Raw genomic sequence first — 25,233 nt, forward strand, 5'->3', positions numbered from 1 at the left:
CCCTTACCCCCGATCCCCGATCCCCGATCCTTGATCCTTGATCCGGAAGGCCACACGATGCGGTTCTCCCTCGGCGCCAGAGTCGCCACCACCGCCACCGCCCTCGGCACCGCCCTCGGCGCCTTCGCCTCCATGGGCACCGCCACCGCGGCGGCAGCCGTGCCGAACGGCGAGTGGGCGCCCTTCACCCGCTGTCCCGTCGACGCCCCGGCGATGCTGGCCGCCGACGGCCTGGCCCGCACCCCGCAGTGCGTGGTGTCCACCTCGCCGAGCGGCACCATCAAACTGGGCAAGACCACCGTGACCACGGGCCGGACCGACCTCCAGATCGGGGTCGTCCAGAACTCCGACGGGACCAGCTCCGTGGTGGCCCCGGCCGGCGGCGCCCTGATCGCCGACTCCGCGACCGTCCCCGGCGGGCTGCTGGGGCTGATGTGCCCGAGCAACATCCCCGCGATCACCGCCATCTGCCAGCAGCTCAGCAACAGCACCCTCAACAAGATCACGGCCACCGTGGAGTCCGTCGGCACCCCCTACGCCTTCGACCAGACCGCCGGCATCCTCACCGACCAGCCGATCGTGGCCATACCGGTCCGCATCCACCTGGAGAACCCGTTCCTGGGCAGCAAGTGCTACATCGGCACCGCGGCCAACCCGATCGTGCTGCGTCCGGAGAACCGGCAATTCCCCGAGTTCGGCATGTCGTTCTTCCAGGGTGACGGCACGGTCGCCGAGGACGGCGAGATGAGCCGCATCAACCTCACCGGCGCCACCCAGAACGACAGCACCTTCGCCGTTCCCGGCGCCAGCGGCTGCGGGCTGGGGCTGCTCGGCCTGATCGACGCGGCGGTCAACGCCAAGACCGGGCTGCCCTCCGCCGCCGGGAACAACAGCCTCACGCTCAACAACACCCGGACCCACCTCGCCGGCCTGAACGCCCCCGGCACCGTCGCCCCCGACGCGGGCAAGCGCCTCTCGCAGAACTGGCACTCAGCCGTCAACTAATGGCCGCGCGACAGCGATTCTCAGCCGTCCCGGCAGCGTAGCCACGTCACACCGCACCTAAATGTGCACGGACTGTGTACGTCCCACGAAACTTGTCTTAGCTTCAGACAGCCCAGACCCGCATCACCTCACGTCCGGTCGTGTGTCCCTTCCGTGAAGGACCGGGGCACACGGCCGATGCACCGAGGGCACCGGAGAGCAAGGGACGGCACTCATGCCTTCAACCACGCGACCGCCTGAAGTCGGTGAACCGCTGGAACCCCTTCCCAAGGAGTTCGCCGCCTTCATGCGACCCGAGTTACCCGGCCTCCTCAGGGAGATCGGCGCCGAGGTCACCAGGGCCTACCCCGTGTACGGGCGGCTGCTCAACGGCCCGAACGCCGCGGCCATCCGGCAGGGCGTCGAACAGGCCCTGTACGGCTTCGTGGACCGCGTCGCCGACCCCGGCAAGAACGCCGTCCTCCGCGACGAACTGCTGCGCAAGTTCGGCCGTGTGGAGGCCTACGAGGGCCGCGAACTGGACACCCTCCAGGGGGCGTACCGGCTCGGCGCCCGCATCGCCCTGCGCCGCGCCAAGGCCCTGGGCCAGCAGTACCGGCTCTCCCCCGCCCTGATCCTCGCCTTCGCCGACGCCCTGTTCGCCTACGTCGAGGAACTGGAGCAGATCTCCCGCGAGGGCTACGTCGAGGTGCAGTCACGGGCCTTCTCCGAGGTGCCGGCGCGGCGCAGACGGCTGCTGCACCTCATCCTCGCCGCTCCCCCGCTGCCCCAGGCGCTGACCGGTCTGTGCGAGGCCGCCGCCTGGCAGCTGCCCGCCGACCTCACCATGGTCGCCCTGCGCTCGCCGGTCCCCGAACACCTGGAGGCGGGGCTGGCCGACGACGTCCTCCTGGACCTGGACGTCCCGCAGCCGCACCTGCTGGTGCCCGGGCCCCTGACCCCGGAGCGCCTGGCCATGCTCGACGCCGCGCTGGAGGGCTCGCACGCCGTGGTGGGGCTGACCGTACCGCCGGCCCAGGCGGCCGACTCCATCCGCTGGGCGCGCCGGCTGCTCCACCTGATCGACGAAGGCGTGGTACCCGACGCTCCCGTGGTCCGCTGCGAGGACCACCTGGTGACGCTGTGGCTGCTGTCGGACCCGGCTCTCGTGAGTCATATCGCGGCCGGGGAGCTGGCCACCATCGACCATCTGCCGGCCAGCCGCCGCGACCGGCTCGTGGAGACGCTGCGGGTGCACGTCTCCACGCGGGCGCCGGCGGAGCAGGTCGGCGAGATGCTGGGCGTGCACGCCCAGACGGTCCGTTACCGCTTGCGGAACCTGGACGCCCTGCTGGGCGACCGCCTCGCCGACCCCGACCACCGTTTCGCCCTGGAGGCCTCGCTGCGGGCCCTGCACCTGCTCTCCCGCGACTCCGGCGAGTAGGGGCCGGCTCGGCCCCGCGCGGGTGCCTACGCGGCGTCGGCGGGGAAGTCCTCCTCCGGAAGTCCCCCTTCCGCAAGCCCTTCCCCGCCGAGCACCTCCTCGCCGAAGACCTCGTCGCCGAACGCCTCGTCGCTCATCATCGCGGCGCCGAACCCTCCCATGAGTTCGCCCATGTCCAGCTCGGTGACGCCGGCCGGGGCCGTCGGCGGCCTGCCCTCGCTCATCCGCACCACCAGGCCGAGCTTCTTCACCTCGGCGGTCTCGGCGAGCGCGGCGAGATCGACGTACACCTCGCTCAGCTCGCCGTTCTTCAGCGCGAAGTCGGCCGTGACCTCGACGTCGGGGACCTCCTTGAGGTCCTTGTCCGTGGGCGGTTCGATGCCCGCCGGCAGCTTCTTCACCAGCGGACGGATCTCGTCGAAGAGCTCCCCGACCAACGTACGGAGCGGAGCGGTGGCGGTGACGTGCTCGGCACCGTCCTCGCCGTCCTCCGTCTTGAAGTCGACTTCCCGGGCCACGGTCCTGCGCAGCGCCTCCAGCAGCTGCTTCTGCGTCCTGGCGTCGAGGCTGGGCTCCGGCTCGGGCGGCACCCCTAGCTCCGCCTCCGTCTCCGCGGCGGCCTTCTCCATCTCCGCGGTGTCCAGCTTCACCCACGCGCCTTCGAGTACCTTCTTGAGCCCGCCCGCCTCCGGGGGCAGGTCCCGCGCGGACGGCACGGGGGCGCCCATCGCCTTGCCGACGACCTCCGCGTCGACGCGGAGGTAGAGGTGGTCGCCGATGACCCGGTACTCGACGAGGTCGCCGCCGTCGGTACGGACCTTCATGGCCATGCCGACGAAGTCCTTCTCGCCGGACTCCTCGATCGGCTTCCTCGACTGCGCCGTCACGGTGATCTTCGCACCGCTGAGCAGGCCGGCGAGCTCGTCGGTGAGCTCCTCGCCGGGTTCCGGGTCCGACAGGGCGTCCAGTGCCTTCAGGCTCCGGGCGTCGGTGTCGAGGTCCAGCTCGAAGGAGATCGTCTTCTCCTTGCCGAGCTTGTCGAACGCCTGGTCGAGCTTCTGCCCGGCGGAGAGCTGCTCCACCGTGCCGCAGGCGGCCGAACCCGCCAGGACGGCGCCGACGACTGCGGTAGCGGTCAGGGTCTTGCGTATGGCGGTGATGATGGTCTCCTCGTCAGTGCGATCACGGCGTGATCGTCGGCAAGACTCGCGACGGCGCCGAAAGGTTGCCCCGCCGCTGAGCACCGCACCGGCACCGCGCCCGCGCCGCACCCGCGCCGCGCGGCCGCCACCGACGAAGAGGACCGGGCCCGTTCCTATGCCCAGGGCCGCAGCTTCTCGGGGTTGAGCACACCCCAGATCCGCCGGATGCGGCCGTCCGCGATGTCGAACGCGTAGACCGCCACGACGGCACCGTCCAGATGGGCCGTCAGGCCGGGCTGGCCGTTGACCGTGCGCTCCCGGACCAGCAGCCGCCCGGGAAGGGTCCGGCCGGCGAAGAAGCGGGCGATGCTGTCGGCGCCCTCGATCGGGTGGAGGGTGGCGGTGGTGATCCCGCCGCCGTCGCCCACGGCCGTGGCCTCGGGGTCGAGCAGGCCGACGAGGGCCCGGATGTCCTTGGCCTCCCACGCCTGCCTGAACTCCCGGACGACACGCGCCCGCTCGGCCGTCGGCGAGGAGGGCGCCCGCGAGGCGTCGATGCGGCGGCGGGCCGAGGACGCCAGCTGCCGGCAGGCCGCCGGGCTGCGTCCCACGATGCCGGCGACCTCGGAGAAGGGATAGCGGAAGACATCGTGCAGGACGAACGCCACCCGTTCGGCCGGAGTCATCGACTCGAGCACGACGAGGAAGGCCATGCTCACCGACTCGTCGAGCGTGACACGGTCGGCCGGATCGGTCGTGCTGCCGTCCGTCGCGCCACCGGGCCACTCGGCGGGCGTCGGCAACGGGTCGGGCACCCACTCCCCCACGTAACGCTCCCGCCGGGTCCGTGCCGAGCGGAGCACGTCCAGGCAGACCCGGCCGGCGACCCTGGTCAGCCAGCCGCCGGGGGACGCCACCGCCTCCCGGTCCCGCCGGGACATCGCGTACCAGCGGGCGTACGTCTCCTGGACGACGTCCTCGGCCTCGGCCAAGGAACCCAGCATCCGGTAGGCGAGGTTGATCAGCCGGCGGCGTTCGCCGGTGACCGCGGCCTGCCCCGGGTCGAGCGGGCCGTCTTCCGGTGCGGACGGGATGGCGGTCATGGTCTCGCGGCTCCTTCGGTCGGATCGTCCCCCGCGGGTACGACGAGACAGCGCCCCCGATTGTGAGCACGGCGCCCGGCCTCACAATCCCGCGGCCCGTCTCGTCGTACCCGTCGACGGCACCACCACGGCAGCAGACGGAGGTACACCGGCATGGAGCCCGTGAACGTCGCGGTCATCTACTACAGCACCAGCGGGAACGTGTACGCCCTGGCGGAAGCCGCCGCCGAGGGCGCCCGGAAGGCGGGGGCCCGTGTCCGGCTCCGCAAGGTCGCCGAGACGGCCCCGCCCGAAGCGGTCGCCGCCCACCCGGCCTGGGCCCGGCACCACGAGGACACCGCCGAGGTGACCGAGGCGGTCCACGGCGACCTGGAATGGGCGGACGCCGTGCTGTTCGGCACGCCCACCCGCTTCGGCAATCCGGCAGCGCAGTTGCGGCAGTTCCTCGATTCCGCCGGTCCCCTGTGGTTCCGGGGCAAGCTGGCGGACAAGGTGTACTCGGCGTTCACCGCCTCGAACAGCGCGCACGGCGGCCAGGAGTCCACCCTCCTGGCACTCGGCAACACCTTCTGCCACTGGGGCGGCATCCTCGTTCCGCCCGGTTACACGGGCCCCGAGCAACCCGCATCGGCCAATCCGTACGGCACTTCGCACGTGGCCGGCGACGGACCGCCCGGCGAGGCGGTCCTCGAAGCCGCTCGCCACCAGGCTCGCCGTGTCGTCGGCGTCGCCGCCGCGCTCAAGGCCGGCACCGCCGCCGCCTGATCCCGTCCGTCCCACCCCGCCCACCGGAGGAGTACCCCATGACCCACCACGAGTCCGAGATCAGGACGCTGCTCGCACGTCGCGCCGACGCCCAGCAGGCGAAGGACATCGACCGGCTCATGTCCTTCTACGCCGCCGACGCGGTCTACTTCGACGTCGTCCCCCCGCTGCGGTTCACCGGTACCGACGAGATCCGCCGCAACTTCCTGCGCTGGTTCGACGGTTACGTCGGCGGCATCAGCCTGGAGACGCACGACCTCACCCTCGCGGCCGGCCCCGACGCCGCGTTCGCGCACATGCTCCACCTGGACTCGGGGGAACGCAAGGGCGGGCTCCAGGCGTCGATCTGGGTGCGGGAGAGTGTCTGCCTCCGGCGGCTCGACGGGACGTGGTCGATCACGCACGAACACGTCTCGATCCCCGTCGACCCGGCGACCATGCGGGTCTGGCTCCCGGCCGACCGCGACCAGCCCGCCTGACCCTCGCCCGGTACGGAACTGCGAGGGCCCAGGCGGGCGGCGTGTCCCCGGTTCGCCCCGCTCACGGCGTGAGCGGGGCGAAGCTCCCTCGGTGGGGGCACGGTTCATCCGCCGTCGTGCGTCAGGGCATGGTCCACTTCTGGTTGGGGCCGGTGTGGCAGTTCCACAGGTGCACGGGCGTGCCGTCGTTCCAGGTGCCGCCCGACGCGTCCAGGCACTTACCCGACTGCGGGTTGCGGACCGTACCGTCGGCTTGGGGCGCCCACGCCTGCGCACCGGAACCGTTGCACGTCCACAACTGGATCCTCGTACCGTCGGCGCTGCCGCCGCCCGACACGTCCAGGCACTTGCCCAGGGCGCGCACGGTCCCGTCACCGGGAAGCGTCCACCGCTGGGCACCCGTCCCGTTGCACGTCCACACCTGAACCTTGGTGCCGTCCGCGGTCTGGGCGTTGTCGACGTCCAGGCACTTGCCGTTGACGCCCTTCACCTCACCCGAGCGGGGACTCGGCTGCTGACCGTCACCCTGCTTGATCCGGATGTTGCGGAAGGACACGTCGTCGCCGTCACCGTGGTTCTGGATGCCGATGTGTCCCTGCCGGAGACTCCGCGCCGGGTCGGTGTTGGTGAAGTCGTTGATCTTGCTGCCGTTCAGGAAGATCTCCAACCGCTCGCCGGTCACCCGGAGTTCGTACGTGTTCCACTCCCCCGGCGGGTTCAGTGCGGCGTCCCGGGCGGCGACGTCGGCCGACTGGAACCCGTACACCGCGCCCGTGGTGCGTTCGGCGGCGTCGGTGGCGTCGATCTGGATCTCGTAGCCGTTGTTCACCGCCGTCCACGGGTCGTCGGACGCCGGGAAGCCGATGAACACGCCGGAGTTGTCGTCGCCGGCCGCCTTCCAGTCCAGCTTGAGCGAGTAGTCGCCGGTGAACTCCTTGGCGGAGTACCAGTGCATGCCCAGTCCGCCGTGGGAGGTGAGGGTACCGTCGGCGAGGGTGAAGCCACCGGGGCCGGCCTGTTTCCAGCCGGAGGTGGACGAGCCGTCGAACAGGGCCGTGTAGCCCGTCTCGGCACGGCAGTCGGCGTTGGTCATCCCCGCGGCCCAGCGGATGCCGCCGAGCAGGTGCCGGCGGAAGGCGGGGTCGGTGTAGGACTCGTCGGTGTGGCCGCCGCCGGTGTAGAAGGCCCGGCCGCCCTGGTAGTCCTTGCACCAGGCGATCGGGTGGTCGCCGTTCATGTTCCCGCCGGAGTAGCTGGACTCGTCGAGGGAGGCCAGCACACGGGCGGTGGTGCGCGGGTTGGTGCGGTAGTTGTACCACTCGTCGGTCCGCTGCCAGGTGCCGCCGAGGTGTGCGGTGGCGTCGTGCGCCCGGTCCTCGACCTCGACGGTCGCGGGCTGGATGGCGGGGTGCGAGTGGAAGAGCGCGCCGGCCAGGCCTTCGTAGAAGGGCCAGTCGTACTCGGTGTCGGCCGCGGCGTGGATGCCGACGTATCCGCCGCCGGCGGTGACGTACTGCTCGAACGCCGTCTGCTGGGCGTCACCCAGCACGTCACCGGTCGTCGAGAGGAACACGACCGCCTTGTACCGGGCGAGGTTGGCGGTGGTGAAGGCCTGGGCGTCCTCGGTGGCGTCCACGGTGAAGTCGTTCGCCGCTCCGAGGTCCCGCAGGGCCGCGATGCCGTCGTCGATCGAGGAGTGACGGAAGCCCGCGGTCTTGGAGAACACGAGGACCCGGTAGGCCGGGTCGGCCGCCGCGGCACGCGTGTCGGTGACCGCGTGGCCGGTCGTTTCGGGCAGGGCCGTGGCCTGCGGAGCCACACATAACGCGGCGCCGGCGAACAGGCCGAGGGCCGCCTTCCATGAGATGCGCATCTGACGTCACTTCCTCTCTACGGCAGGGTCCACTTCTGATTGGGGCCGGTGTGGCAGTTCCACAGGTGCACGGGCGTGCCGTCGTTCCAGGTGCCGCCCGACGCGTCCAGGCACTTGCCCGACTGCGGGTTGCGGACCGTACCGTCGGCTTGGGGCGCCCACGCCTGCGCACCGGAACCGTTGCACGTCCACAACTGGATCCTCGTACCGTCGGCGCTGCCGCCGCCCGACACGTCCAGGCACTTGCCCAGGGCGCGCACGGTCCCGTCACCGGGCAGCGTCCACCGCTGGGCACCCGTCCCGTTGCACGTCCACACCTGGACCTCGGTGCCGTCCGCGGTCTGGGCGTTGTCGACGTCCAGGCACTTGCCGGCGACCCCCTTCACCTCACCCGAGCGGGGACCCGGCTGCTGACCGTCTGTGGTGGTGAAGGAGTAGTCGTCCACGTCGAACAGGGAGCCGCTGCCGCCCTTGAAGACCAGGTACAGGGTCGTGGAGCCGCCCGGCGGGCCGGTCAGTGCGGCCGTCACGTCCTGGAAGGTCTCCCAGCCGCCGGTGACGGGCACGTTCGCCGTGCCGAGCAGCGTGCCGGTCGCGGAGCCCGCGCGTACTTCGATGGTGCCGCCGGCGCCCGCCGAGGAGACCCGTGCGGTGAACGCGGTGGCGTTGCCCAAGGCGTACGGCTCGAAGGAGATCCAGTCGCCGTTCTCGATGTGGCCGACGGTCCTGCCGCCGTGCGCGGGAGCATGGCTGACGACCTGGACGCCCGAGGAGTCTCCGTAGTGCTCGGCCTGGCGGTGGCTCGGCTGGGTGATGTGCTGGTCGTGGCTGGTGAGCGCGGGCTGGCCGTTCGCGCCCGTGTCCGTGTACTCGGCGTCGACGACGCCGAAGATGTTGGCGTTGGGGTCGTGCTCACCGTCGGCGAGGGTCTTCAGCGTGCCGGTGCAGCCGGTGGCCGAGGTCTGCGGGTGGCCGTGGCTGTCGTGCCCGATGATGAAGTTGACCTTCACCTTGGAGCAGTCGATGGTGCCGTCCTCCGGGTCGGTGACCGTCACCTTGAACGGGATCTCGTCGCCGAAGTCGTGGATGCTCCCGTCGAGGGGCGCGTCGAGCCTCACGGTGGGCGCGGTGTTCCCGACGGTGATCAGGACGGAGGCCGTCGCCGACTTCCCGGTCGCGTCCGTCACCTTCAGTGTGGCCGTGTACTGGCCGTTGGCGGTGTACGTGTGGGAAGGGCCGGCCGCGGTGGAGGTGGCGCCGTCGCCGAAGTCCCAGGCGTAGGTGAGGGCGTCGCCGTCGGGGTCGGTGCTGCCCGCGGAGGAGAAGGACACCTGCAGCGGGGCCTTGCCGGAGGTGAGGTCCGCCTTGGCCTGGGCGACCGGTGCGAGCCCGCCCGTGACGTGTTCGACGCGGTACAGAGCCGAGTTCTCGTCGCCGCTGAAGTAGCCGGTGCCGTAGTCCAGGACGTACAGCGCGCCGTCCGGTCCGAAGGCCATGTCCATCACCTGGGTGCCGCTCCAGGGGAAGGCGTTGATGGACTGCACGGTGCCGTCGCCGCCGGCCTCGATGCGCTTGATCCAGCGGCGGCCGAGTTCCCCGGCGAAGTAGTCGCCGTCGAACTCTTCGGGGAACTTCACGTCGGACGGGGAGGCGGCGTCGTAGCGGTAGACCGGCCCTCCCATGGGCGACTCGGAGCCGCCTCCGAACTCGGGGACGCTGTCGCCGTTGTACGGGATCCAGGCCGGCTGCGCGGGCGGCAGGTCGGTCAGGCCCGTGTTGCGCGGTGACGTGTTCCTGGGTGCCGAGCAGTCGAAGGTGCCGCCCGACGTGCCGGTGGCGAAGTCGAAGTCGACGTAGGCGTCGTTCCTGCCGGTGCAGTAGGGCCAGCCGAAGTTGCCCGCCTTGGTGATGCGGTTGAACTCGACCTGCCCCTCGGGTCCCCGGTCCGGCCGCGCGACGTTGGAGTCGGGGCCGTAGTCGCCGAGGTACACGATGCCGGTGGCCTTGTCGACGCTCATCCGGAACGGGTTGCGAAAGCCCATCGCGTAGATCTCGGGACGGGTCTTCGCGGTGCCGGGCGCGAAGAGGTTGCCGGCGGGGATCGCGTAGGAGCCGTCGGCGTTCACCTTGATGCGCAGGACCTTGCCGCGCAGGTCGTTGGTGTTGCCGGACGATCGCTGGGCGTCGTAGGCCGGATTGCGGGACGGGCGCTCGTCGATCGGGGTGAAGTTGTCGGAGGCGAAGGGGTTCGTGTCGTCGCCGGTGGACAGGTACAGGTTGCCCTGCGCGTCGAAGTCGATGTCGCCGCCGGTGTGACAGCAGACACCGCGGGACGCGGGGACGTCGAGGATCTTCTTCTCAGTGGCGAGGTCGAGGGTGCCGTCCGTCTTCAGGACGAAGCGGGACAGCCGGTTGACCCCGTCGAACGGTGCGAAGTCGGACGCCGTTCCCTCCGCGGGCGCGTCGCCGCCCGGGGTGTCGAGCTTGGGGGCGTAGTAGAGGTAGACGTGCCGGTTGGACGAGAAGCCCGGGTCCACGGCGACACCCTGCAGGCCCTCCTCGTCATGGCTGTAGACGTTCAGCCTGCCCGCGACGGCCGTGTTCCCCGCGGCGTCGGTGCGGCGCACGGTGCCGTCGCGTGAGGTGTGCAGGACCGAGCGGTCCGGCAGGACCGCCAGCGTCATCGGCTCGCCCGTTTCGGCCACGCCCTTGGCGAGTGTGACCTGCTGGAACTCCGGAGCGGCGACCGCGGCGGCCTCTCGTTCCGGTTCCTCGGGCGCGGCGGTCGCCGGGGACACCGGCAGCAGACAGCCGACGGCGCATGCCGCGGCGGTCAGTAAGAGACGGACACGTCTGGATCGGGATGGTCTCGAGCGCACAGTGGTCTCCCGGAGGGTGGGGGTGACGGCAGGCCTGACCGGACTGCCGAGAGCTTCGCGGGGCGCGCGCCGCGGCGCCGTGGCACCACGTCTGAAAGGGCCATGACCGGTGTGTTGCATGGAAGTTAGCGGGCTTTGTCGAACTCAGGAACCCATTCCGCACATGATCTCGATACTTTTCCCGTGCACGGGACAAAGTGGACGCGGCTCGTCTCCACCCCGGGCGCGGCATCCCGGGACGGGTTCCGTGGAGCGCAGGAGGCACCCGTCCGGGAACGGGTGCCTCCTGCCCTCGACGGCCGCCGTGCTCAGCGGTCGAGCAGGGCGTCGATCTCCTTGAGCTGCTCGCCGGTCAACGGGCCGTACTCCATCGCCCGCGCGTTCTCCTCCGCCTGCCGCACGGTCCGGGCGCCGGGGATCGGGACGGCGTGCGGACTGCGGGCCCACAGCCAGGCCAGGGCGCCCTGGGCCGGGGTACGGCCACCGCTGGTCAGCACGTCCCGGACGGCGTCGAGGCGCTCCTGCCAGGCGGGAGCCAGCCGGCCGCCGTCGAAGAACGGCAGCCACGCGGGAGCCGCGGCGCGGATGTCTCCGGCCTGGAGCACGGCACCGGAACCCGGCGCGCTGCTGTACTTGCCGGTCAGCACGCCCATCGCCAACGGACCGCGGATCACGGCGCCGAGGTCCAGCTCCCGGCACAGCGCCAGCATCTCCGACGCGTCCTGGAAGACGTTGCAGTTGACCTGCACCGTGGCGCAGTGCGCGCCCCGCGCGAACAGCCGGGCACGGGCGGGGTCGTCCGTCGACCAGCCGTAGGCCCGGACCAGCCCCGCGCGCACGAGGTCCTCGCACGCCTCGCGCAGGGCGGCCGCCTCGTCCGGCGGGGCGTCGTTGACGTGCAGGTGGTACACGTCCAGGTGGTCGGTGCCCAGGCGGCGCAGTGTGTCGGTCAACGCGCGCCGCGCGTGCTCGGGGGAGAGGTCCGGGGTGTCGGCCATCGTCCGGGTCGCGGCGTCGAACACGTTGCCCCACTTCGAGGCGATCACCACCTCGTCCCGCCGCCCGGCGACCGCCCGGCCCAGGACTTCCTCGCTGTGCCCCGCACCGTAGACGTCCGCCGTGTCGAACAGGGTCACGCCCAGGTCCATCGCGCGGCGGATCGCGCGTATCGACTCCTCGTCGTCGGCCCTGCCCCAGCCGAGCGGGTTGCCCTTCATGTCCTGCCATTCACCACCGATCGCCCAGGTGCCGAATCCGACCGCTCCCACGGTGATGCCACTACGTCCCAGGGGTCGTTTCTCCATGCCCGGGAGTATGGAACTTGAAGCGCGATCCAGGTCAACTCCGGTCTCATCCATGCCACTTGAGCGACGCCGGTACTCGGGTACGAGCCGCGTCCCCGAGCGCCGGCAGCGGCGGGCGGCGACCGGGCGGCGCCCCCCTCCATACCGCCGGAGAGCGCTCACCACCCTTAATGCAAGTCAAAAGAAAAGTCGTGCGAGGAACCTTGACCGCGTCCGGCAGGCCGGGCAAGGTTCCGGAGAGCGCTCTCCCACCTTTTCCGTGTCAAGGAGTCCCTCCATGCCCACTGTCGGCATCCCACCGGCGGCGCCAGTGCCGCGCAGACCCGGTCGCCGCGGCCTCGCCGGGGTCCTGGTCACCGCTCTGGCCGCCACCCTGCTCGCCGTCCTGCCCGCCACGCGGGCCCAGGCCGCGCCCGTGCTGCTGTCCCAGGGCAAGCCCGTCACCGCCTCCAGCCAGGAGCACTACGGCACGCCCGCGACCGCCGCCGTCGACGGCGACAACGGCACCCGCTGGTCCAGCGCCGCCGCCGACCCGCAGTGGATCCGCGTCGACCTCGGCGCCCCCGCCACCCTCAGCCAGGTCGAGCTGCGCTGGGAGGCCGCCTACGCCAAGTCCTACCGCATCGAGACCTCCCAGAACGGCACGGACTGGTCGACGGCCTACTCCACCACCACCGGCGCCGGCGGCACGGAGACCGTGAACGTCTCCGGCACCGCCCGCTACGTCCGCGTGCTCGGCACCACCCGCGCCACCGGATACGGCTACTCCCTCTGGGAGTTCAAGGTGTACGGCACCACCGGTGACGATCCCGGCCCGGTCATCCCGGGCGGCGGCGACCTCGGCCCGAACGTGCACGTCTTCGACCCGTCCACGCCCGGCATCCAGGCCAAGCTGGACCAGGTCTTCCAGCAGCAGGAGTCGGCGCAGTTCGGCTCCGGCCGGCACGCCTTCCTCTTCAAGCCGGGCACCTACGAGAACCTCAACGCCCAGATCGGCTTCTACACCCAGATCCTCGGCCTCGGCCTGCGCCCCGACGACACGACGATCAACGGTGACATCACCGTCGACGCCGGCTGGTTCAACGGCAACGCCACCCAGAACTTCTGGCGCGGCGCCGAGAACCTCGCCGTGAAGCCGGTCAACGGCACCAACCGGTGGGCGGTCTCACAGGCCGCCTCGTTCCGCCGGATGCACGTCAAGGGCGGCCTCAACCTCGCGCCCAACGGCTACGGCTGGGCCAGCGGCGGCTACATCGCCGACAGCAGGATCGACGGCCAGGTCGGCAACTACTCGCAGCAGCAGTGGTACACCCGCGACAGCTCTATCGGCGGCTGGTCCAACAGCGTGTGGAACCAGGTCTTCTCAGGTGTCGAGGGCGCTCCCGCCACCAGCTTCCCCGAGCCCCGCTACACCACGCTCGACACGACGCCGATCTCCCGCGAGAAGCCCTTCCTCTACCTCGACGGCAGCGAGTACAAGGTCTTCGCGCCCGCCAAGCGGACCAACGCCCGCGGCACCACCTGGGCGAACGGCACCCCGCAGGGCGAGTCGATCCCGCTCAGCAGGTTCTACGTCGTCAAGCCCGGCGCCACCGCCGCCACCATCAACGCGGCCGTCGACCAGGGGCTGCACCTGCTGTTCACCCCCGGCGTCTACCACGTCGACCGGACGATCGACATCGACCGGGCGAACACCATCGTGCTCGGCCTCGGCCTCGCCACGATCATCCCGGACAACGGGGTGACCGCCATGAAGGTCGCCGACGTCGACGGCGTACGCCTCGCCGGCTTCCTCATCGACGCCGGACCGGTCAACTCCCCCACCCTGCTGGAGATCGGCCCGCAGGGCGCGTCCGCCGACCACGCGGCCAACCCGACCACCGTGCAGGACGTCTACATCCGCATCGGCGGCGCGGGCGCCGGCAAGGCGACCACCAGCATGGTGGTCAACAGCCACGACACGATCATCGACCACACCTGGGTCTGGCGGGCCGACCACGGCGAGGGTGTCGGCTGGGAGACCAACCGGGCCGACTACGGCGTCCGCGTCAACGGCGACGACGTCCTGGCCACCGGCCTGTTCGTCGAGCACTTCAACAAGTACGACGTCGAGTGGTACGGCGAACGCGGCCGGACGATCTTCTACCAGAACGAGAAGGCGTACGACGCCCCGAACCAGGCCGCCATCCAGAACGGCGCGACGCAGGGGTACGCCGCCTACCGGGTCGACGACTCGGTGGACACCCACGAGGCCTGGGGTCTGGGCAGCTACTGCAACTACAACGTCGACCCGACCATCCGCCAGCACCACGGCTTCAAGACGCCCGTCAAACCGGGAGTGAGGTTCCACAGCCTCCTCGTCGTCTCCCTCGGCGGCATGGGCCACTACAACCACGTCATCAACGACACCGGCGCCTCCACGGTCCCGGCCGGCACCTCGACCGTGCCGTCCACTCTCGTGTCCTTCCCCTGACCGGGCCGCCCGTCGGCCGAAACCCCCCTCCGGGCCGGACCACGTCCCCGCGTTCCGGCCCGGAGGGGCCATCGGGCGGTGCTCCCGGCCGCCCCGCTCCGCCCCGTCGGCTTTCCCCCAACCCGCCAGGAGCAGTCGTGTCCCCACTTGCCCCGTCCCGCAGACCGGCCGGCCGCGCCGGCGTCCCCCTGCTCGTCCTCGGCGCGCTGGTGGCCTCGGCGCTCGCCGTCACGGCCCCGCCCGCCCGAGCCGCGGAAACCCTGCTCTCCCAGGGCAAGACCGCCACCGCCTCGTCCCAGGAGGGCGACGGATACGCCGCCTCGGCGGCCGTCGACGGCAATCTCACCGGTACTCGCTGGGCCAGCCGGTGGAGCGATCCGCAGTGGATCCAGGTCGACCTCGGTCAGCGCGCCGACCTCAGCCGTGCCGTGCTGACCTGGGAGGGCGCGTACGGCAAGAGCTACCAGATCCAGGCGTCCGACAACGGCACGGACTGGCGGACCCTGAGAACCGTGACCGGCGGTGACGGCGGCACGGACGACGTCGCCGTCTCCGGATCGGGCCGCTACGTGCGCATGCTGGGCACCGAGCGGTCCGGCGGCTACGGCTACTCCCTGTGGGAGTTCCAGGTGTACGGGACCGCGGACGGCGCCCCTCCCGGCGGCGGCGGAGCGGTCGAGGTCACCGGCTCCCAGGGGAACTGGCAGCTGACCGTGGGCGGCCAGCCGTACACCGTCAAGGGACTGACCTGGGGCCCCGCCGTCGCGGACGCCCCGAAGTACATGCCCGACGTGAAGTCCATGGGGGTCAACACGATCCGCACCTGGGGCACCGACGGCTCCACCAAGCCACTGCTCGACAGCGCCGCCGCGCACGGCATCCGCGTCGTCAACGGCTTCTGGCTGCAGCCCGGCGGCGGGCCCGGATCCGGCGGCTGCGTCGACTACGTCACCGACACCACGTACAAGAACAACATGCTCACCGAGTTCACCAAGTGGGTGGAGGCGTACAAGAGCCACCCGGCGACCCTCATGTGGAACGTCGGCAACGAGTCGGTGCTCGGCCTGCAGAACTGCTACAGCGGAGCGGAGCTGGAGGCGCAGCGCAACGCCTACACCGGATTCGTCAACGACGTGGCCAAGAGGATCCACGGCATCGACCCCGACCACCCCGTCACCTCCACCGACGCCTGGACCGGGGCCTGGCCCTACTACAAGCGCAACGCGCCCGACCTCGACCTGTACTCGATGAACTCCTACGGCGACATCTGCGGTGTCCGGGAGGACTGGGAGGAGGGCGGCTACACCAAGCCGTACATCATCACCGAGGGCGGACCGGCCGGTGAGTGGGAGGTGCCCGACGACGCCAACGGCGTCCCGGACGAGCCGACCGACGTGCAGAAGGCCGAGGGGTACACCAAGGCGTGGGACTGCGTCACCGGTCACCGGGGCGTCGCGCTGGGCGCCACCCTCTTCCACTACGGCGTCGAGCACGACTTCGGCGGCGTCTGGTTCAACCTCGTCCCCGACGGGTTGAAGCGGCTGTCCTACTACGCGGTCAAGCGCGCCTACACCGGCTCGACCACCGGCGACAACACCCCGCCGGTCATCTCGAACATGGCCGTCAGCCCCGCCTCGTCCGCGCCGGCGGGCGGCGAGTTCACCGTCCGCGCGGACGTGCGCGACCCCGACGGCGACCCGGTCACGTACAAGGTCTTCCTCAGCGGCAACTACGCGAGCGGCGACAAGCGCCTGGTCGAGGCCGAATGGCGGGCCACCGGTAACGGCACCTTCGCCGTGAAGGCACCGGAGAAGCTCGGCGTGTGGAAGGTGTACATCCAGGCCGAGGACGGACGGGGCAACGCCGGCATCGAGACGAAGTCGGTCAAGGTCGTCGCCCCGCCGGTGACCGGCACGAACGTGGCGCTGAACAAGCCCACCACCGCGTCCTCCTTCCAGCCGTCGTACGGCGACTGCCCGTGCGAGCCCGCCAAGGCGACGGACGGCAGGGCGGACACGCGCTGGGCCAGCGACTGGAGCGACCCGCAGTGGATCCGCGTCGATCTCGGCGCCGCCACCGCCATCCGCAAGCTGCAGCTCGTATGGGACCCCGCCTACGCCAAGTCCTACGAGGTCCAGGTGTCCGACGACGGAAACACCTGGCGCACGGTGCACACCACCACGACCGGCAACGGTGACATCGACACCGTCGACGTCGCGGCGACCGCGCGGCACGTGCGACTGCACCTGACGGCGCGTGGCACCGGCTGGGGCTACTCGCTGCACGAGTTCGGCATCTACAGCTGACCGTGAAGGGCGCCCGCCAGGCGCCCTTCACCCCCCCCCACCTGGCACCTCAGCGGGCAAGGAGGCCCCATGAGACCGCGTTCCAAACTCCCCGCGCTGCTGCTCGGCAGCGCACTCCTCGCAAGTCTCCTCGGCGTCGGCACCGTCGCAACGGCGGCCGACCCCGGCGGCGCGACGACCGCCTCGGCCGGTGGCCACACCGGACACACGATGGCGGTGTCGAACCAGGCGTCCGCCGACGACCCCGACGGCGACGGCTACATACCGGCCGTGCCGCAGGTCACCGGAGTGACCCCGTCCACGGCCACGCCGCCGCCGCGCTACCACAAGGAGTTCCAGGCGAACTGCGCCGTCACGCACACCGCGCCGGACGACCCGATCGTGTACCCGGGGCAACCGGGCAAGTCCCACGACCACACCTTCATGGGCAACAGGACGACGAACGCCGGCAGCACGACGGCGAGCCTCTACGGCGGCTCCACCACCTGTCTCGCACCGGCCGACGCCTCCGCGTACTGGATGCCGTCCCTGTACAAGGGCGACCGGAAGATCCTTCCCGTCGGCCCGCAGGTCATCTACTACAAGGCCGGTGTCACCGACTACACCAGCGTGCGGCCCTTCCCCAGAGGACTGCGGTACGTCGTCGGCGACCCCCTGCAGAGCGCCCAGGAGTTCCGCGGCCACAAGGGCTTCGTCGAGGGCTGGGAATGCGGTGACAGCTTCTTCAACGTCGACATCCCGGCGAGCTGCCCGAGCCGGCCCGACGTCCAGCTCAACATCCGCTTCCAGGCGCCCAGTTGCTGGGACGGCAAGTACCTCGACACCCCCGACCACAAGAGCCACATGGCCTACCCGGTCGTCAAGCCCGGCACCAACGACAACATGTGCCCGGCCTCGCACCCGGTCGCCCTGCCGATGATCGAGTTCAAGATGGCCTTCCCGGTCAACGGCGACATGAGCGACGTCCGGCTGGCCAGTGGGCGCGGCTACTCCTTCCACTACGACTTCTTCAACGCCTGGGAGGAGCGGACCCTGAAGGCGCTGGTCGACCACTGCATCGTGGGCGGCCTGCAGTGCGACACGCGCGGCTACGACCAGAACCACCCGGAGCGCGGCGCGGTGCTGAACGCGGATCACCGGCTGCCCTGACCGGCCGGTACTCAGGGGCCCGGCCACCCGCTCCGGCGCGGGTGCCGCCGGGTCCCTTCCGCTGCTCGCGGTCGGAAGAGCGCTCCCCCACAGGCGGGGAGCGGGAAGTGGGGCGGGAATGGACGACGGGACGGACGGGACGATCGACCGGCTCATCGGCGGGCTGAGCCTCGAGCAGAAGGTGCGCCTGCTCACCGGCGTGACGACCTGGCGCACCGCCGGTGAGCCGGCGATCGGGCTGCGGGAGATGGTGACCTCGGACGGGCCCGCCGGGGTGCGCGGCGAGGCATGGGACGAGCGGCGCACGTCGGTCCTGCTGCCCTCCGCGTCCGCCCTGGGCGCGATGTGGGACGAGGAGCTGGTGGAGCGCCTCGGAGGTCTGCTCGGCGCCGAGGCCGCCCGCAAGGGCGTCGACGTGGTCCTGGCGCCCACGCTCAACCTGCACCGGAGCCCGCTGGGCGGCCGGCACTTCGAGTGCTTCTCCGAGGACCCGGAACTGACCGGCCGTACCGGGGCCGCCCTGATCCGGGGCATCCAGGCCCTCGGGGTGGCGGCCACCGCCAAGCACTACGTCGGCAACGACTCCGAGACCGACCGGCTGACCGTCGACGTCCGGGTCGGCGAACGCACCCTGCGCGAGGTGTACCTCGCGCCCTTCGAGGCGGCCGTCCAGGCCGGGGTGTGGGTCGTCATGGCGGGTTACAACGCCGTCGACGGCACGACCATGACGGCCGGCCCGCTCCTGGCGGAACCCCTCAAGGGGGAATGGGGGTTCGACGGGGTCGTCGTCTCCGACTGGGCGGCCGTGCGCACCACCGTGGACACCGGTCGCGCCGCCCTCGACCTGGCGATGCCGGGCCCGGACAGTCCCTGGGGCGCGGCGCTGGTGCGGGCGGTGAAGGACGGGCTGGTCGCCGAGGAGGCGGTGGACGACAAGGTGCGCCGGCTGCTCCGGCTCGCCGGCCGCGTGGGCGCGCTGGGACCGGCCCGCCCACGCCCGGTGCCGGTGTCGGCGTCCCCGGACACCCGGGGCCTGCTGCGCCGCGCCGTCGGTGCCGGTTCGGTCCTGCTGCGTAACAGCGGCGTCCTGCCGCTCGATCCCGCCGGGCTGTCCACCGTCGCGGTCGTCGGCACGCACGCGGCGACGCCGCGCGTCCAGGGCGGCGGCAGCGCGGGGGTCTTCTGCTCCGACGTGGTCACCCCGCTGGCCGGCGTCCGGGCCCGGCTGCGGGGGCGGGCCCGGGTGGTGTACGAGCCCGGCCCGGCACCGGTCGCGCCGCCCGCTCCCCTCGACGCCGGCCTGTGCACCGACCCGGCTTCGGGCGCCCCCGGCGTGCTCCTGCGGGTGCTGGACGCGGCGGGGCGGGAGCTGTACGCGGAGCGCCGGCTCTCGGGCCGGCAACTGGAGCCGGACCTGCCCCCCGGCGCCCACACGGTCGAGATCAGCGCGGTGCTGCGTCCGCGCCGGCGGGGAGAGTGGACGTTCGGTGTCGGGGGCTTCGGACGCATGACGCTCACCGTCGACGGCCGCACGCTCCTGGACGGGGAGTTCCCCGGTGACACGGACGACCCGGCCGTCGTCCACGTCAACCCGCCCCTGCGAACGGCCCGGACGGTGCTGGCCGGCAGGCGGCCCGTGCGCGTGGTGGCCCGGCGCGAGCTGGTGCCGGGGCGCGGACGGGCCACCGTCCTCGCCGCGGCGCCGCCGGAACCGGACCCGGCGACCGCGTTGGCGGACGCGGTGCGGGCGGCCCGGGACGCCGACGCCGCGATCGTGGTCGTCGGCACCACCGAGGACAGCGAGACCGAGGGGTACGACCGCGTCGGGCTGTCGCTCGGGGAGCATCAGGACGAGCTGGTCCGCGCGGTCGCCGCCGTGAACCCGCGCACGGTCGTGGTCGTCAACAGCGGCGGTCCGGTCGAGATGCCCTGGCACCGGGAGGCGGGCGCCGTGCTCCTCGCGTGGTTCCCGGGCCAGGAGGCGGGCGCGGGGCTGGCCGACGTCCTGTTCGGCCTCGCCGAACCCGGCGGCCGGCTCCCCACCACGTGGGCGGCGTCCCTGGCGCACGCGCCCGTCACCCGCACCCGGCCGGTCGACGGCCGGCTCGACTACGCCGAGGGACCGCACATCGGCCACCGGGCGTGGCTGCGGTCCGGTCGCGAGCCCGCGTACTGGTTCGGCCACGGACTCGGCTACACGACGTGGGAGTACGCGGCCGTGGAGGCCCCCGCCCACGTCACGGCGGGCGAGCCCTTCACGGTTCGGGTGACGGTGCGCAACTCGGGCGCCCGCGCCGGGCGGGAGGTCGTGCAGGTCTACCTGGCCCGGTCCGATACGGCGGTGAAGCGTCCGGTGCGCTGGTTCGCCGGATACGCGGCCGTGCGGGCGGAGGCGGGCCGGACGGCGCTCGCCGAGGTGGTGGTGGGCCCGCGGGCCTTGCGGCACTGGTCGGAGAACGACCGGGGCTGGGTCGTGGAGCCCGGCCCCTACCGGATCATGGTGGGCAGGTCGGCGGGGGACATCCGGTGGGAGGGGCGGGTCACGGTCAGCGGATCCTGACGGGCGGGGCGGCCCGGCCGGTGCGACGGCGGGCGCCGCTCACTGTGCCAGGCGCTCCCGCAGGGCGGTCCGCCACGCCGGGCCCGGCTCCGCGGGTTCCGTCTCCTCCGGCCGGCCGCCCCGCGCGAAGAAGCCGGCGAGGGGCAGGACCGCGGCGCCCACCGTGACGGCGTCCGGTCCCAGGGTGCCGAGGTCGATGCGGACGCGGGCGGCCGGGTGGGTGAGGGCGTACGAGGTGGCGTGGGCCGTCACCGAGTCCAGGAAGCGCCGGCCGAGCTGCAGTCCGGCCCAGCCGCCGACCAGGATGCGTTCGGGCTGGAAGAGGTTGATCAGGTCGGAGAACCCGGCGCCGAGGTACTCGGCGGTCTCCTCGAGGACGGCGAGGGCGGTGGCGTCGGGTTCCGGGCCGGCCCCCGCCGGGCCCGGTTCCGGGTAGGCGGCCGCGAGCATCGCGGTGAGCGCGGTCTCCTCGTCCGCGCCCTCGGGCGGCCGCCCTCCCGCCTCCGCCCAGCGCTGCAGCAGCGCCTCCGCGCCGGCGTACGCCTCCAGACAGCCGAGGGCGCCGCAGCGGCACCGGCGCCCGCGCACCCGTACCGTGAGGTGACCCCATTCCACGGCCCGGGCCGGACCCGTGTCCTCACCCACGACGCAGGCGCCGACGCCGGAGCCGAAGAGCACCACCGCCACGCTCCGCGCGCCCCGGCCGGCGCCGAACCACATCTCCGCCTGGCCCAGTGTCCTGGCACCGTTGTCGATGCAGTACGGCACGGTCTCGGGCAGGATCCGGGACTCGCGCAGCAGCCGCTCCAGCGGAACGGCGTCCCACCCGATGGTCTGGCCGTGCACGACGGCGCCGTCCTCGGGGGTCCTGGCGACGATGCCCGGTACTCCGACCCCTACGCCGAGCAGCCGCTCGGCCGCGATGCCGGCCTCCGCCAGCACCTCGCGGATGCCCTCGCGCAGATGCGTCACGACGACGCCGACGTCGTAGCGGTCGAGGCGGCTCGGGCTGTCGGTCCGCAGCGGTTTCTCGACCCGTGCCAGCTCGGTGAGGGCGAGGTCGAGGAGTTCGACCCGCACCCTGGTCTCACCGATGTCGACACCGACCAGATAGCCGCTGTCCGCGCTGACGCGCAGCAGCGTGCGGGGACGGCCGCCGGCCGAGTCGACGCTGCCCGCCTCCTCCACCAGCCCTTCGGCGACCAGCTCGGCGACCACGTTGCTCACCGAACCCGAACTCAGCCCGGTGGCGGGCCCCAGGGCGAACCGGCTGAGCGGCCCGTCGAAATACAACCGTTGCAATACCGCGCCGCGGTTCTCCCGCCGCAGGTCACGCACCGTTCGGCCACTGCGCACGTTCACCCTGTCCCCTCGTTCCGAAGTCGTCACCGCGACCTGCCTGTGCCGGAGCCCTTGACGCACCCTTCCACCTGAAGCTTAACTCACAGCCTAAATTAAGCCGTGGCTGGGCCAGGGGGCGCGGGGCGCCGTCCCGGCCCGCCACCACGGGCGATCTCGTCACCTCCCGGAAGGCCTCTGGAGTCATGCGCAGAATCAGAGCCGCAGCCGTCGGCGCCGTCACCCTCTCGTTCGCCCTCACCCTGGCGGCCTGCGGAGGGGGTTCGTCCGGCACCGAAGGCTCCAACGAGCAGCCGAAGACACTCACCTACTGGGCCTCGAACCAGGGCGCGAACCTGGAGGTGGACAAGAAGGTCCTCCAGCCGGAGCTCGACAAGTTCGAGAAGGAGACGGGCATCAAGGTGAAGCTGGAGGTGGTGCCCTGGGCGGACCTGCTCAACCGCATCCTCACCGCCACCACCTCCGGCCAGGGCCCCGACGTCCTGAACATCGGCAACACCTGGAGCGCCTCGCTCCAGGCCAGCGGCGCCCTGCTGCCCTGGGACGCGAAGAACTTCGAGGCGATCGGCGGCAAGGACCGCTTCGTGGAGTCCGCGCTCGGCTCCACCGGCGTCCCGGGCCAGGACCCGGCCGCCGTACCGCTGTACTCCATGGCCTACGCGCTCTACTACAACAAGAAGATGTTCGCCGACGCCGGCATCGAGAAGCCCCCGACGACCTGGGAGGAGCTGGCCGAGACCGGCAAGAGGCTCTCCAAGGACGGCAAGTGGGGCCTGGGCGCCGAGGGCTCCAACCTGTCGAACAACATCCACCAGGTCTTCGTCCTCGCCAAGCAGCACGGCGCGGACTTCTTCACCGCGGACGGCAAGGCCGACTTCACCTCCGACGGCGCCGTGGCGGCGGTCAAGCAGTACGTCGACCTGATGGCGAAGGACAAGGTCGTCGCGCCGGGCAACGCGGAGTACGCGCAGAACCAGTCCCTGAGCGACTTCGCCAAGGACAAAACGGCCATGGTGCTGTGGCAGACCGCCTCGGCCACCTTCAAGGCGCAGGGCATGAACGACGACGAGTGGGGCGTCGCCCCCGCCCCCGTGCAGTCCGGCGAGCCGGGCCCGGGCAAGGCCACCAACTCCATGGTCGCCGGCATCAACATGGCCGTCTTCAAGAACACCAAGAACATCGACGGCGCCAAGAAGTTCGTGAAGTTCATGACCAGCGACGAGGAGCAGGTCGTCCTGAACAAGGCGTACGGATCCATCCCGCCGGTCAAGGCGGCCCAGCAGGACCCGGCCTTCAACACGCCGGCCCTCGCCGTGCTCAGGGAGACCCTCGCCACCAGCGCCGCCGCGCTGCCGCAGGTGCCCGAGGAGTCGCAGTTCGAGACCGTCGTCGGCACCGCCGTCAAGGAACTCTTCGCCGACGCCGCCGCCGGCCGCGCGGTGACCACCGAGTCGGTACGGGCCAAGCTCGAGAAGGCCCAGCAGCAGATGCCCAAGAAGTGAGCACGGACACCGACATGACCACCACCGCTGCCCTCAGCGCAGGCGAGCGGACGGCACCGAAGCAGGACCCCGGGGCGGCACCGCGCCGACGCCGCCCCGGGCGGCTGCGCCGCATCGGACTGCCGTACCTGCTGCTGCTCCCCGCACTGCTGCTCGAACTCCTGGTCCACCTCGTGCCGATGGTGATCGGCCTCGTGGTCAGCTTCAAGGAGCTGACCCAGTTCTACATCCGCGACTGGGGCACCGCGCCCTGGGCCGGCCTCGACAACTACTCCCTGGCGGTCGACTTCGACGCCCCCGTCGGCGAGGCGCTGCTGAGCTCGTTCCTCACCACGTGCCTGTTCACCGTCCTCTCGGTCGGGCTGTGCTGGCTGCTCGGCGTGGCCGCGGCCATCTTCATGCAGGAGTCCTTCCGCGGCCGGGGCGTCCTGCGCACGCTCTTCCTCGTCCCGTACGCCCTGCCCGTCTACGCCGCCGTCATCACCTGGGCGTTCATGTTCCAGCGGGACAACGGCCTGGTGAACCACGTGCTGCACGACCAGCTCGGCCTCACCGGCAGCCCCCCGTTCTGGCTGATCGGCGAGAACAGCTTCATCGCCCTGCTCGTCGTCTCGGTGTGGAAGGGCTGGCCCTTCGCCTTCCTCATCATCATGGCCGGGCTCCAGAACATCCCCAGGGACATCTACGAGGCCGCCGCCCTGGACGGCGCGGGAGTGTGGCAGCAGGTCCGCCGCATCACCCTGCCGGCGCTGCGCCCCGTCAACCAGGTCCTGGTCCTGGTGCTGTTCCTGTGGACCTTCAACGACTTCAACACCCCGTTCGTCCTGTTCGGCAAGGCGGCGCCGGAAGCCGCGGACCTGATCTCCATCCACATCTACCAGTCCTCGTTCCAGACCTGGAACTTCGGGACGGGCTCCGCGATGTCGGCGCTGCTGCTCCTGTTCCTGCTCGTGGTGACGGGCGTCTACCTCTGGCTCACCTCCCGAGGAAGGAAGGCCACCGATGCCTAGCCGAACCGCCCGGCAGCCCCGCTCCCCGATGGCCGCCCCGCGGTCGTTCCTGTGGAGCCGGCGGATCTTCCTGACCCTCCTCACCGTCTTCGTGCTGCTGCCGGTGTACGTGATGATCTCCAGCTCGCTGAAGCCGCTGGAGGACGTGTCGGGGAAGTTCACCTGGGTCCCGTCGGGCCTCACCGTCCGCCCCTACTTCGACATCTGGGACACGGTGCCGCTGGCCGACTACTTCATGAACTCCCTGATCGTGGCCGGGGCGGCGACCGTCTGCTCCGTCACCATCGCCGTGTTCGCGGCGTACGCGGTCAGCCGCTACTCCTTCCGCGGCAAGCGCCTGTTCACGGTGACGGTGCTGTCGACCCAGATGTTCCCCGGCATCCTGTTCCTGCTGCCGCTGTTCCTCATCTACGTCAACATCGGCAACGCCACCGGCATCGCGCTCTTCGGCTCCCGCGGCGGCCTGATCCTCACCTACCTCACCTTCTCGCTGCCGTTCTCCATCTGGATGCTGATCGGCTACTTCGACTCGGTGCCCAGAGACCTCGACGAGGCCGCGAAGGTGGACGGCTGCGGGCCGCTCGGGGCCCTGTTCCGGGTCATCGTGCCCGCCGCGATCCCCGGCATCGTCGCCGTGGCCGTCTACGCGTTCATGACCGCCTGGGGCGAGGTGCTCTTCGCCTCCGTCATGACCAACGACACCACCCGCACCCTCGCCGTCGGCCTGCAGGGCTACTCCACCCAGAACGACGTGTACTGGAACCAGGTCATGGCCGCCTCACTCGTCGTCAGCCTGCCCGTCGTCGCCGGCTTCCTGCTCCTGCAGCGCTACCTCGTCACCGGCCTCACCGCCGGCGCCGTCAAGTAGGAGCGGCCGGGACCCCGGCCCCCGCACCGCGCC

At 71.4% G+C, this 25,233-nt stretch carries 17 protein-coding genes; 11 read left to right on the top strand and 6 right to left on the bottom strand.

Annotation, left to right across the window (positions count from 1 at the left end; translation table 11 throughout):
• Nucleotides 1-57: 57 nt before the first annotated feature.
• Both ACFIF2_RS00515 and ACFIF2_RS00520 read left to right on the top strand, forming a co-directional pair.
• A complete protein-coding gene (locus ACFIF2_RS00515) occupies nt 58-1,005 on the top strand; it encodes a hypothetical protein (RefSeq protein WP_395570399.1) in 948 nt (315 codons plus the stop codon).
• A 214-nt stretch (nt 1,006-1,219) separates the two neighbouring features.
• Entirely contained in the window at nt 1,220-2,428 is a 1,209-nt protein-coding gene (locus ACFIF2_RS00520; protein ID WP_395570400.1) for a helix-turn-helix domain-containing protein, read from the top strand.
• Nucleotides 2,429-2,454: 26 nt separating this feature from the next.
• Here the strand turns inward: ACFIF2_RS00520 and ACFIF2_RS00525 are convergent, their stop codons facing one another.
• Both ACFIF2_RS00525 and sigJ read right to left on the bottom strand, forming a co-directional pair.
• Complete coding sequence (locus tag ACFIF2_RS00525; protein WP_395570401.1) at nt 2,455-3,510, bottom strand: hypothetical protein; 1,056 nt, start codon at nt 3,508-3,510, stop codon at nt 2,455-2,457.
• Nucleotides 3,511-3,743: 233 nt separating this feature from the next.
• Nucleotides 3,744-4,673 carry an RNA polymerase sigma factor SigJ gene (sigJ, locus tag ACFIF2_RS00530; protein WP_395570402.1) on the bottom strand — a complete coding sequence of 310 codons (930 nt, stop codon included), beginning with the start codon at nt 4,671-4,673 and terminating at the stop codon, nt 3,744-3,746.
• A gap of 153 nt (nt 4,674-4,826) precedes the next feature.
• Between sigJ and wrbA the strand changes: the two genes are divergently transcribed.
• Together wrbA and ACFIF2_RS00540 are read left to right on the top strand one after the other, a co-directional pair.
• The gene (gene wrbA, locus ACFIF2_RS00535; protein ID WP_395570403.1) at nt 4,827-5,438 is read left to right on the top strand and encodes an NAD(P)H:quinone oxidoreductase; all 612 of its coding nucleotides are present in this window, start codon (nt 4,827-4,829) and stop codon (nt 5,436-5,438) included.
• A gap of 38 nt (nt 5,439-5,476) precedes the next feature.
• Nucleotides 5,477-5,917, top strand: a complete 441-nt coding sequence (locus ACFIF2_RS00540) for a YybH family protein (protein ID WP_395570404.1) — start codon at nt 5,477-5,479, stop codon at nt 5,915-5,917.
• 121 nt (nt 5,918-6,038) lie between these two features.
• Here ACFIF2_RS00540 and ACFIF2_RS00545 read toward each other — a convergent pair whose 3' ends face one another.
• From ACFIF2_RS00545 to ACFIF2_RS00555, 3 genes are all read right to left on the bottom strand, one after another.
• Nucleotides 6,039-7,790: a lectin gene (locus ACFIF2_RS00545; RefSeq protein WP_395570405.1), complete on the bottom strand. Its 1,752-nt coding sequence runs from the start codon at nt 7,788-7,790 to the stop codon at nt 6,039-6,041.
• Between the two features lie 17 nt (nt 7,791-7,807).
• Nucleotides 7,808-10,669, bottom strand: coding sequence for a lectin (locus tag ACFIF2_RS00550; protein ID WP_395570406.1), 2,862 nt, complete (start codon nt 10,667-10,669; stop codon nt 7,808-7,810).
• 308 nt (nt 10,670-10,977) lie between these two features.
• Entirely contained in the window at nt 10,978-11,973 is a 996-nt protein-coding gene (locus ACFIF2_RS00555; protein WP_395570407.1) for an aldo/keto reductase, read from the bottom strand.
• A 277-nt stretch (nt 11,974-12,250) separates the two neighbouring features.
• Between ACFIF2_RS00555 and ACFIF2_RS00560 the strand changes: the two genes are divergently transcribed.
• The 4 genes from ACFIF2_RS00560 to ACFIF2_RS00575 all read left to right on the top strand — a co-directional run bounded on the left by ACFIF2_RS00560 (nt 12,251) and on the right by ACFIF2_RS00575 (nt 20,461).
• Nucleotides 12,251-14,446 carry a discoidin domain-containing protein gene (locus ACFIF2_RS00560; RefSeq protein ID WP_395570408.1) on the top strand — a complete coding sequence of 732 codons (2,196 nt, stop codon included), beginning with the start codon at nt 12,251-12,253 and terminating at the stop codon, nt 14,444-14,446.
• 137 nt (nt 14,447-14,583) lie between these two features.
• A complete protein-coding gene (locus ACFIF2_RS00565; RefSeq protein WP_395570409.1) occupies nt 14,584-16,752 on the top strand; it encodes a discoidin domain-containing protein in 2,169 nt (722 codons plus the stop codon).
• Between the two features lie 69 nt (nt 16,753-16,821).
• Entirely contained in the window at nt 16,822-17,901 is a 1,080-nt protein-coding gene (locus ACFIF2_RS00570; protein ID WP_395570410.1) for a DUF1996 domain-containing protein, read from the top strand.
• A gap of 118 nt (nt 17,902-18,019) precedes the next feature.
• Nucleotides 18,020-20,461 carry a glycoside hydrolase family 3 C-terminal domain-containing protein gene (locus tag ACFIF2_RS00575; RefSeq protein WP_395570411.1) on the top strand — a complete coding sequence of 814 codons (2,442 nt, stop codon included), beginning with the start codon at nt 18,020-18,022 and terminating at the stop codon, nt 20,459-20,461.
• Nucleotides 20,462-20,500: 39 nt separating this feature from the next.
• Here ACFIF2_RS00575 and ACFIF2_RS00580 read toward each other — a convergent pair whose 3' ends face one another.
• Nucleotides 20,501-21,823: an ROK family protein gene (locus tag ACFIF2_RS00580; RefSeq protein ID WP_395570412.1), complete on the bottom strand. Its 1,323-nt coding sequence runs from the start codon at nt 21,821-21,823 to the stop codon at nt 20,501-20,503.
• Nucleotides 21,824-22,005: 182 nt separating this feature from the next.
• Here ACFIF2_RS00580 and ACFIF2_RS00585 point away from each other — a divergent pair, with 182 nt between their 5' ends.
• The 3 genes from ACFIF2_RS00585 to ACFIF2_RS00595 are packed head-to-tail and all read left to right on the top strand — an operon-like array spanning nt 22,006 to nt 25,200.
• Nucleotides 22,006-23,322, top strand: a complete 1,317-nt coding sequence (locus tag ACFIF2_RS00585) for an ABC transporter substrate-binding protein (RefSeq protein ID WP_395570413.1) — start codon at nt 22,006-22,008, stop codon at nt 23,320-23,322.
• Between the two features lie 14 nt (nt 23,323-23,336).
• Nucleotides 23,337-24,332, top strand: coding sequence for a carbohydrate ABC transporter permease (locus ACFIF2_RS00590; protein WP_395570414.1), 996 nt, complete (start codon nt 23,337-23,339; stop codon nt 24,330-24,332).
• A gap of 28 nt (nt 24,333-24,360) precedes the next feature.
• Nucleotides 24,361-25,200: a carbohydrate ABC transporter permease gene (locus ACFIF2_RS00595; RefSeq protein ID WP_395570694.1), complete on the top strand. Its 840-nt coding sequence runs from the start codon at nt 24,361-24,363 to the stop codon at nt 25,198-25,200.
• Nucleotides 25,201-25,233: the final 33 nt, after the last annotated feature.

This window comes from Streptomyces sp. BK79, assembly GCF_044142145.1.
Classification (GTDB): domain Bacteria; phylum Actinomycetota; class Actinomycetes; order Streptomycetales; family Streptomycetaceae; genus Streptomyces.

Excerpts from the sequence above, each read along its gene's own strand:
- ACFIF2_RS00540 (WP_395570404.1), top strand. The coding sequence starts at position 5,477 with ATGACCCACCACGAGTCCGAGATCAGGACGCTGCTCGCACGTCGCGCC.
- ACFIF2_RS00515 (WP_395570399.1), top strand. The coding sequence starts at position 58 with ATGCGGTTCTCCCTCGGCGCCAGAGTCGCCACCACCGCCACCGCCCTC.
- ACFIF2_RS00545 (WP_395570405.1), bottom strand. The coding sequence starts at position 7,790 with ATGCGCATCTCATGGAAGGCGGCCCTCGGCCTGTTCGCCGGCGCCGCG.
- ACFIF2_RS00575 (WP_395570411.1), top strand. The coding sequence starts at position 18,020 with ATGGACGACGGGACGGACGGGACGATCGACCGGCTCATCGGCGGGCTG.
- ACFIF2_RS00595 (WP_395570694.1), top strand. The coding sequence starts at position 24,361 with ATGGCCGCCCCGCGGTCGTTCCTGTGGAGCCGGCGGATCTTCCTGACC.
- ACFIF2_RS00555 (WP_395570407.1), bottom strand. The coding sequence starts at position 11,973 with ATGGAGAAACGACCCCTGGGACGTAGTGGCATCACCGTGGGAGCGGTC.
- ACFIF2_RS00570 (WP_395570410.1), top strand. The coding sequence starts at position 16,822 with ATGAGACCGCGTTCCAAACTCCCCGCGCTGCTGCTCGGCAGCGCACTC.
- ACFIF2_RS00560 (WP_395570408.1), top strand. The coding sequence starts at position 12,251 with ATGCCCACTGTCGGCATCCCACCGGCGGCGCCAGTGCCGCGCAGACCC.
- sigJ (WP_395570402.1), bottom strand. The coding sequence starts at position 4,673 with ATGACCGCCATCCCGTCCGCACCGGAAGACGGCCCGCTCGACCCGGGG.
- wrbA (WP_395570403.1), top strand. The coding sequence starts at position 4,827 with ATGGAGCCCGTGAACGTCGCGGTCATCTACTACAGCACCAGCGGGAAC.
- ACFIF2_RS00585 (WP_395570413.1), top strand. The coding sequence starts at position 22,006 with ATGCGCAGAATCAGAGCCGCAGCCGTCGGCGCCGTCACCCTCTCGTTC.
- ACFIF2_RS00520 (WP_395570400.1), top strand. The coding sequence starts at position 1,220 with ATGCCTTCAACCACGCGACCGCCTGAAGTCGGTGAACCGCTGGAACCC.
- ACFIF2_RS00590 (WP_395570414.1), top strand. The coding sequence starts at position 23,337 with ATGACCACCACCGCTGCCCTCAGCGCAGGCGAGCGGACGGCACCGAAG.